Consider the following 8763-nt stretch of genomic DNA (forward strand, 5'->3'; position numbering starts at 1 on the left):
GTCTTCGTTATGATATGAAGACTATAGTCTGAGGTTTCTGTGACGCAAAGTAAGCTGACAGTATCTGGGGCCGCTTCTATTAAAGAGCAATCACCCACCGATGAGTTGCTGGAGTGTTTAAAAACAGTTGCTTCTTATCATCAGCATGAGGTGTCACATGAAGCCTTAAGGGCTGGCTTACCTTTGGAGGAAGGCAAGCTTATTCCATCGGTATTTGCACGGGCGGCTTCGCGGGCGGGGTTAACCGCCAGAATTGTAAAAAGCAATTTGTCGGCACTGAACCCGGCTCTGTTTCCGATGATTCTACTGCTGGAGCCTGGCCGTGCTTGTGTGCTTTTAGGGCTGGATCTCAAGCAGCAAAAGGCCCGAGTTATCTTCCCTGAGCTTTCAGAGGCCGATATCGAGGTATCTTTGGAAGAGCTTTATTCCGCGTATAGCGGAGAAGCAATTTATGTACGCCCTAAGTTTCGCGTAGACAGCACCTCTGAGCCTGGAGTTAAAAAGAGCCGAAACCAACACTGGTTCTGGGGTGTTATTCGTGAAAATAGGCGGCTATACCGCGATATTTTGTTTGGCTCTATCGCGATCAACCTGTTTGCAATAGCAATGCCACTATTTGTGCTCAACGTCTATGACCGGGTAGTGCCAAACCAAGCGACCGAAACATTGTGGGTACTCGCTTGGGGTATCTTTATCGTGCTGTGTTTTGACTTAGCACTGCGCTTAATGCGCAGCAGCTTTGTTGATTTAGCTGCTAGCCGAGCTGATGTGAAGCTTTCCTCTTCCATCATGGCCAAAGTGCTGGGAATGCGTTTAGAGGAGCGGCCTGCCTCTACAGGGTCGTTCACTGCCACGCTGCAATCGTTTGAATCTGTGAGAGCGTTTATTGGTTCCGCAACGGTTATCGGCATTGTGGATTTACCTTTTGTGCTGCTCTTTGCTGGCATCATCGCGTTAATTAACCCATGGCTAGTATTGCCTGTGCTGGTTGGGATTGTGTTTGTTCTGCTTTATGCCCTTGCAGCGCAGGGCAAGCTGCATGAGCTTTCACAAACCACATGGGAAGTGGGGGCGCAGCGTAATGCGCTACTAGTTGAGTCGGTTTCACAGCTTGAAAATGTGAAAGCACTAAGAGCAGAAAGCCGTATTCAGCGCCACTGGGAAAAAGCCTCTGCTTTTCTATCCAGAACGGCAGCGCAGCTACGCTTGGTGAGTACGTCGGTATCTAATGTCGCTCAGTGGGCGCAGCATAGCGTAGCGGTGTGCGTAATAATTGTTGGGGTCTACCAGATCATCGAGGGAAACCTGAGTCAGGGTGGGTTAATTGCTGCCTATATGCTGTCCTCTCGCGCCATGGCGCCGATTAGCCAAGCGGCTGCTTTGTTGGCTCAGTACCATCAATCTTCGACAGCGCTAGAGTCGTTGAATAATGTGATGGATAAGCAGGTTGAGCGACGTGAAGGTAAGGCCTACGTAGAGAAACCCAGTGTTGCTGGTAGCATTCGTCTAGAAAAAGTGACATTGCGTTACCCAAATGAAGAGAGGGAGGCGCTGCGAGACGTTTCTATTTCAATAAAGGCGGGAGAAAAAGTTGCCTTACTTGGCCGAATTGGCTGCGGTAAGTCCTCTCTCAATAAGCTTGTATTGGGTTTTTACCAACCCACTTCAGGTGCTGTATTGGTTGATAACGTTGATATTCGCCAGTTGGATCCGCTTCAATTGCGCCGCCACATTGGCTATGTACCTCAAGATGTTAGCCTTTTTGCTGGCTCATTACGCGACAATATTGTGGCAGGAGGTGGGAGCGATCGTGTTGATGATGAAGCTCTGCTTAGGGCCATCGAAATCGCTGGGTTGGAGCCGCTAGTTAATAGTCACCCTAATGGGGCCGATCTTCAGGTAGGCGAACGCGGGCAAGCACTTTCTGGTGGGCAGAAACAGGCGGTCGCCATTGCTAGGGCGCTTGTGCAAGATCCGCCCATCTTACTATTAGATGAGCCAACTAGCTCAATGGACAACGCCAGTGAGGAGGCGTTTAAAGCCAACCTCACCAAAGTGTCCGCAGGAAAAACGATATTGGTGGTGACTCATCGCACCTCATTACTTTCTCTTGTGGATCGCATCATTGTGATGGATGCCGGTAAAGTGGTAGCTGATGGCCCTCGTGACACTGTGGTTGAAGCATTACGCAAAGGACAGATTGGGAGGGCATCGTAATGGCTAAAAAAAACCCCTCAACCTCCGAGCAGAAAGGCTTCGAAGCAATAGGGCGTTTTTCAGAAAAAGGTCAAAAACCGTTCCGTCCTTTTATTGACCGTCTATTTGCACGGCGTGTTACCTCTGCGCACTTAAATCGTGACTGGGCTAGTGATACTGATTGGGCGCGGATGCAGCAAGAGCCTATTCGTGCTCGTCTATTTCTCTATACCGTTTTGCTTACCTTTATTGCGCTGTTCTTATGGGCATATTTTGCTCCGATTGACGAAGTTACCCGTGGAGCTGGGCGAGTGATTCCCGCTAGCCAGCTGCAGCGTATCCAGTCGTTTGATGGCGGGGTGGTTCAGCAGATTATGGTGAGAGAGGGGCAGGTAGTAAGTGCAGGCGAAGTACTTATGCAAATTGACCCTACTCGCTTTGTTTCTGACTTTCGAGAAAATCGGGCGCAAAGCTTTGCGCTTGAAGCGCGTGCAGAGCGTTTGCGTGCATTGGCGACGGACTCGGCCTTTGAGCCGAGTGATGAGTTGCGTCAAGAAGTACCCAGTATTGTGATGCAAGAGCGGGAAGTGTACGAAAGTAGGCGCGAGGAGCTTAGAGAGCAGGAAACCGTGCTGAATGATCGTATTAGGCAGCGCAGAGAAGAGTTAAGAGAAGCTCAGGCGAGGCGCGATACTGCGCAGCGTGAAGCGAATATGGCGAGTCAAGAACTGAACTTAACCCGCCCCTTGCTTACCTCAGGCGCTGTGTCAGAAGTGGAAGTGCTCCGCCTGCAGCGTGAAGTTTCCCGGGCCACCGGCGAGCGAAGCCAAGCCGATGCGGCTGTGTCACGTTTGCAAGCTGCTGTAGAGGAAGCGCAAACGCAGCTGCGCGAGTTAGGGGCTGAGCGAAGGAGCGAGTGGCGCCATGACTTGGCCCAAGTTCTAGGTGATCTCAATGCGTTGCAACAATCGGGGACTGGCTTGCAAGATCGAGTTCGGCTGACTGAAATTCGCTCGCCGGTTGACGGTATTGTCCAGCGACTTCATATCAACACTATTGGGGGGGTTGCCCAGCCGGGTCAAGAGGTCGTCGAAATTGTTCCCAGTGATGAGCAGTTACTGGTAGAAGCGCGGATCGCCCCTCAAGATATTGCGTTTTTGCATCCTGGCCAGCCAGCAACTATCAAGCTGACTGCTTACGACTATGCCATTTATGGAGGGTTGAAAGCCGAGCTTGATCACATTAGTGCAGACACCATCACTGATGATGATGGCAATACCTTCTACTTGGTGCGCGTGCGCAGCTCGGAAGATGAAAGCATCGCTGAGCGGCTTCAAGTGATTCCAGGGATGACAGCGCAGGTAGATATTGTGACAGGTAAGCGGACGGTGATGCAGTTCTTGCTAAAACCGGTTTTAAGAGCATGGCGAGATTCCATGGGGGAGCGCTAATGAGACACTGGTTCATAACAGCAGATGGCAGCCTAAAAGCTCGCTGGAAAAAAGCGTTTCCGAACACTGCTGCATTAACGCCCGATTCATTGCGCGGCCAGGTTCAGCTCAACGATATAGTTTGGTTGCTAACAACAGTTGAGGAGTGGAGCTCCCTCATTGATGTGGCTACCAAGCAAGGAGCAATCACGGTAGTGATGAGTTACGCGGCTGATGATCGTGAAGCCTTAAAAGCGCTTGACCTTGGCGCGAGAGGTTATGTGCATACACTTGCAGCCCCTGAAGTGCTAAAGCAAGTCGCACTTGTTGTAGCGAATCAAGGAGTTTGGGTCGGGCAAGCGTTGCTTGCAAAAGTTTTAGGCGGGTCATTCAAAGCGCTACAGCAGCGAGGTGAAAGAAGTACTAATCATTACAGTGAAAGTTTGGAACTATTGACCGAACGGGAGATGGTTGTAGCACGAGCAGTTGCACAGGGAGCCACTAATAAAGAGGTTGCTCGTCAGTTGGATATTACTGAACGAACGGTGAAGGCTCATTTGAGCGCTATTTTCAGAAAGCTAGTAGTGCGTGATCGTCTGCAGCTAATGTTAAAGCTCTCCACACTAACTCAATAACTCGCTTCTTTTTCAGAAAGGGTTTCGCTGTGAAGGCGAAGCCCTTTTTTTATGCCCCTATTTCATGTCCAACAGTACAATATTTATCGCTAGCTATTTCCCCTATCCTCTGCTCATAAGCCGTATTTTCGACTAGCCCAGGTGCCCGTGTCAGGCGCCAGCAACGTGCTAGCAAGCGGCCCCTTTTGTTTCTCGAGGATCAATTTCATGGCAACGGCTACCGTCATATCCATTACAGGCCAAGCTTGGGCGCGCGACGAAAGTGGTAATTTACGCGAGCTCCGCATAGGAGATGTCTTACAAGAGGGTGAGACGCTCATTACCTCAAATAATGGCCGGGTAGAGCTGGATTTTGCTGACAGTAGCGGTGCCAATGTTATTGAAGGTGGTCAATCAGTTGTTGTCACGCCTGAATTAGATAGTGATCTCATCGTCGCTACGGAAGATGCCAGTGTGCGGGATGGCGATCTTGAGGCTCTTCTGGCGGCTTTGGAAAATGAAGAGGGGGATCTTCTAGAGCTGCTAGACGCTACAGCTGCTGGGGGGGCTGGTGGTGGTGGCGGTGATGGGCACAGTTTCGTTCGAGTGGCGCGTATTGCTGAAGAAACTGATCCGCTAATTTTTAGTACCGAAGGTGGCCTCGACGCAGGCGAGTTTGTTGAATTTGGTGGGGGCGGTGTAGCTGCTGCGGTAGACATAGATGACGCAGACGCAGACGCAGACGCAGATGCAGATGCAGATGCAGATGCCGATGCCGATGCCGATGCTGACGCTGATTCGGATGCAGATGCTGACGCTGATGCTGATGCTGATGCTGATGCGGATGCTGATGCTGATGCTGATGCGGATGCTGATGCGGATGCGGATGCGGATGCCGATGCCGATGCTGACGCAGATGCCGATGCAGACGCGGATGCTGATGCCGACGCGGATGCCGACGCAGATGCCGACGCAGATGCAGATGCAGATGCTGATGCTGATGCTGATTCAGACGCGGATGCGGACGCTGACGCGGACGCGGATGCCGACGCTGATGCAGATGCAGATGCAGATGCCGACGCCGATGCGGACGCTGACGCCGATGCAGATGCCGACGCGGATGCGGATGCTGACGCAGATGCCGATGCGGATGCAGACGCCGATGCAGACGCGGATGCGGATGCAGACGCTGATGCAGATGCAGATGCTGACGCAGACGCAGACGCAGACGCAGACGCAGACGCAGACGCAGACGCTGATTCAGACGCGGATGCTGACGCGGACGCAGATGCCGACGCAGATGCGGATGCTGACGCCGATGCCGATGCCGATGCGGATGCCGATGCTGACGCTGATGCGGATGCAGATGCAGATGCGGATGCAGATGCTGACGCGGATGCCGATGCCGACGCAGATGCAGATGCTGACGCTGACGCTGACGCTGACGCTGATGCTGATGCAGATGCAGATGCAGATGCAGACGCTGATGCGGATGCGGATGCGGATGCGGATGCGGATGCGGATGCGGATGCCGATGCCGATGCCGATTCTGACGCAGATGCCGATGCCGATGCCGATGCAGACGCGGATGCTGATGCTGATGCTGATGCTGATGCTGATGCCGATGCCGATGCCGATGCCGATGCTGACGCGGATGCTGACGCGGACGCAGACGCTGATGCGGATGCTGACGCCGATGCCGATGCCGATGCCGATGCCGATGCCGACGCGGATGCAGATGCAGATGCAGATGCAGATGCGGACGCTGATGCAGATGCTGATGCAGATGCTGACGCTGACGCTGACGCTGACGCTGACGCAGATGCCGATGCAGACGCGGATGCCGATGCCGATGCCGATGCCGATGCTGACGCGGATGCCGATGCTGACGCTGACGCGGATGCGGATGCGGATGCGGATGCCGACGCCGACGCCGACGCCGACGCGGATGCGGACGCCGACGCGGATGCAGATGCAGATGCAGATGCAGATGCCGACGCCGATGCGGATGCTGACGCAGATGCCGATGCGGATGCCGACGCTGATGCAGATGCTGACGCGGATGCCGATGCCGATGCCGATGCCGATTCCGATGCTGACGCAGATGCCGATGCAGATGCAGACGCAGATGCCGATGCAGACGCAGACGCAGACGCAGACGCAGACGCAGACGCAGACGCGGACGCAGATGCTGATGCCGATGCCGATGCCGATGCCGATGCCGATGCCGATGCTGACGCGGATGCCGATGCTGACGCGGATGCCGACGCCGACGCCGACGCGGATGCGGATGCAGATGCCGATGCGGACGCCGACGCGGATGCAGACGCAGACGCAGACGCTGATGCAGATGCAGATGCGGATGCAGATGCAGATGCAGATGCTGATGCTGATGCTGATGCTGATGCTGATGCTGACGCGGATGCAGATGCAGATGCTGACGCAGATGCAGATGCAGATGCTGATGCTGATGCAGATGCTGACGCGGATGCCGACGCCGACGCGGATGCCGATGCGGACGCCGACGCGGATGCAGACGCAGACGCTGATGCTGACGCCGATGCAGATGCAGATGCAGATGCAGATGCAGATGCAGATGCAGATGCAGATGCTGACGCGGATGCGGATGCAGATGCTGATGCGGATGCCGACGCTGATGCAGATGCTGACGCGGATGCCGATGCCGATGCCGATGCCGATGCCGATGCCGATGCCGATGCCGATGCCGATGCCGATGCCGATGCTGACGCAGACGCGGATGCGGATGCTGATGCCGATGCTGACGCGGATGCCGACGCGGATGCCGACGCGGATGCAGATGCCGACGCGGATGCAGACGCCGACGCCGACGCCGACGCTGATGCTGACGCCGATGCGGATGCAGATGCAGACGCTGATGCAGATGCAGATGCGGATGCGGATGCAGATGCTGACGCGGATGCGGATGCGGATGCAGACGCAGATGCCGATGCCGATGCGGACGCGGATGCAGATGCAGACGCGGATGCTGACGCCGATGCGGATGCCGATGCGGATGCAGATGCGGATGCAGATGCCGATGCGGACGCCGACGCGGATGCAGATGCAGATGCAGATGCAGACGCGGATGCAGACGCGGATGCGGATGCGGATGCGGATGCAGATGCTGACGCAGATGCCGATGCGGACGCAGATGCAGATGCAGATGCAGATGCAGATGCTGACGCGGATGCCGACGCAGATGCTGACGCCGATGCGGATGCAGATGCGGACGCCGATGCAGATGCGGACGCTGATGCTGACGCGGATGCCGATGCAGATGCGGATGCTGACGCAGATGCCGATGCCGACGCTGATGCGGATGCGGACGCCGATGCGGATGCCGACGCAGATGCTGACGCCGATGCGGATGCGGATGCGGATGCGGATGCAGACGCAGATGCAGATGCCGATGCCGATGCCGATGCCGATGCCGATGCCGATGCCGATGCCGATGCAGACGCGGATGCTGACGCCGATGCTGATGCGGATGCTGACGCAGATGCCGATGCCGATGCGGATGCCGATGCGGATGCAGATGCCGATGCCGATGCCGATGCCGATGCGGACGCCGACGCGGATGCAGATGCAGACGCGGATGCAGATGCTGACGCAGATGCCGATGCGGACGCCGATGCAGATGCCGACGCAGATGCAGATGCAGACGCCGATGCAGACGCAGACGCAGATGCGGATGCGGATGCTGACGCAGATGCCGACGCGGATGCCGATGCGGATGCAGATGCAGATGCCGATGCGGACGCCGATGCTGATGCTGATGCTGATGCTGATGCTGATGCTGATGCTGATGCTGATGCTGATGCTGATGCAGACGCCGATGCGGATGCCGACGCCGATGCGGATGCAGATGCTGACGCCGATGCTGATGTTGATTTGGAAGCTACTGTCACCATCGACACCATCGCCGGTGATGACATAATCAACGGCGAAGAAGCCACCCAGATCATCACTGTGACCGGTACGGTAGGTGGCGATGCCCGTGAAGGCGACACTGTCACCCTGACCGTGGGCGACGAGACCTTTACTGGCCAAGTCGGTGCAGATCTGACTTACGCCATCGATGTTCCAGGCTCGCTGTTAGCGGACAACAACAGTGTTACTGCCGAAGTCACCGGTAGCGACGACGCGGGTAACGACTACCGCGCCGAGGCTGACCGTGACTACGGTGTCAACCTGGACGCCACTGCCACCATCACCATCGACACCATTGCCGATGACGACGTGATCAACGGCGAAGAAGCCACTCAGACCATCACCGTGACCGGTACGGTAGGCGGCGACGCCCGCGAAGGCGACACCGTCACTCTGACCGTGGGTGACGAGACCTTTACTGGCCAAGTCGGTGCAGATCTGACTTACGCCATCGATGTCCCAGGCTCGCTGTTAGCGGACAACAACAGTGTTACTGCCGAAGTCACCGGTAGCGACGACGCGGGTAACGACTACCGCGCCGAGGCTGACCGTGACTACGGCGTTAACCTGGA

At 55.8% G+C, this 8763-nt stretch carries 4 protein-coding genes; all 4 read left to right on the top strand.

What is annotated here, in order from left to right; all coding sequences use genetic code 11:
- Positions 1-39: 39 nt before the first annotated feature.
- Entirely contained in the window at positions 40-2217 is a 2178-nt protein-coding gene (locus tag CPA45_RS21725; RefSeq protein WP_096655263.1) for a type I secretion system permease/ATPase, read from the top strand.
- Entirely contained in the window at positions 2217-3647 is a 1431-nt protein-coding gene (locus tag CPA45_RS21730) for an HlyD family type I secretion periplasmic adaptor subunit (RefSeq protein WP_096655266.1), read from the top strand. Before CPA45_RS21725 ends, CPA45_RS21730 begins: the two co-directional genes overlap by 1 nt.
- Positions 3647-4261, top strand: coding sequence for a response regulator transcription factor (locus tag CPA45_RS21735; protein WP_096655268.1), 615 nt, complete (start codon positions 3647-3649; stop codon positions 4259-4261). The genes CPA45_RS21730 and CPA45_RS21735 overlap by 1 nt, the downstream gene beginning before the upstream one ends.
- Positions 4262-4468: 207 nt before the next feature.
- A partial coding sequence (locus CPA45_RS23040) for a hypothetical protein (protein WP_208858574.1) occupies positions 4469-8763 on the top strand: 4295 nt, incomplete at its 3' end.

The sequence above is a fragment of the Vreelandella nigrificans genome (assembly GCF_002374315.1).
Lineage (GTDB): Bacteria > Pseudomonadota > Gammaproteobacteria > Pseudomonadales > Halomonadaceae > Vreelandella > Vreelandella nigrificans.